The sequence below is a fragment of the Streptococcus pluranimalium genome (assembly GCF_047785705.1).
Lineage (GTDB): Bacteria > Bacillota > Bacilli > Lactobacillales > Streptococcaceae > Streptococcus > Streptococcus pluranimalium_A.
Window position 1 is genome coordinate 1 of the sequence record NZ_JBLOJV010000098.1, and the last position, 873, is coordinate 873.

2 protein-coding genes are annotated in these 873 nt (G+C 39.3%); both read left to right on the forward strand.

Annotated features, from left to right (window positions below; translation table 11 throughout):
* A partial coding sequence (locus ACMZ6Z_RS09495; protein WP_416132276.1) for a hypothetical protein occupies positions 1-340 on the forward strand: 340 nt, incomplete at its 5' end.
* Positions 341-582: 242 nt separating this feature from the next.
* Positions 583-873, forward strand: a 291-nt coding sequence (locus ACMZ6Z_RS09500) for a hypothetical protein (RefSeq protein WP_416132277.1), incomplete at its 3' end; no start/stop codon positions are given.

Sequence of the window (873 nt, forward strand, 5' to 3'; positions counted from 1 at the left end):
AGCAGAGATAGATAACATTCCAGGAGCGGAGTTGCTCAGACAGGGTTATTTGAAAGATAAATACTTGATAAAACGTCCCAAAAATTTTAGTTATGTAGTTGGCGATATTAAAAATCTTACGGCTGAGGAGTATGATCATATCGTAAATGCCTATAAAACTGCTAATGCAAGTATACCGTCATCAGAATTACTGGATATAACCATATCTGGTTTTAGGAGATCTGATGGATTCTTCTATGTGTATTCTCCAATGACAATCCTCGTTACATTTGCAGATGATTCAAAGATCTCTCTTTTGATGCTGGGATACGAGAGAGACCTAAGGTCAATCGAGAATTAGTACTGTCTGAAATACATGTTGCTAAAGCACCTATAGAGTTCAGTTACGTAGTTAGGGATAAGTATAACCTGACACCGACTGAAGCAGAGCATATAGTAAATGCTTATAAACTAGCTAATACACATATTCCTTCTTCGGCCCTGTCTACCGTTAGAATTGCGAGAGATACAGATAGTGTAGTTAAAGATACTGTAGTTTTTGTATATAAAGACGGTTCATACGATACTGTTCGTTTTTATGGTGTGTCAGACCTTGCAGAAAGCTATCGTCAGGTGATTGCAAAAGTCGATGAAGTTAACGGAGTCATTGCTGGAGAGGCTGGATTAAACCCTACGGATAGCGGACAACTAAAAACACAAGTTCAAGCTATCAAAGATAAAACAGAACCGGAATTGTTGAAGGGTCACCGAGCGAATTCGATCGAACAAATCACGCAAACCAAAGATAATCTCATCGCTGAGTTAGAGGCTATCAAATCTAAAGTGGGTGCCTATGCTCAAGTTGCCCAAGCTAAACAAGCTGCCCAAGCTGCT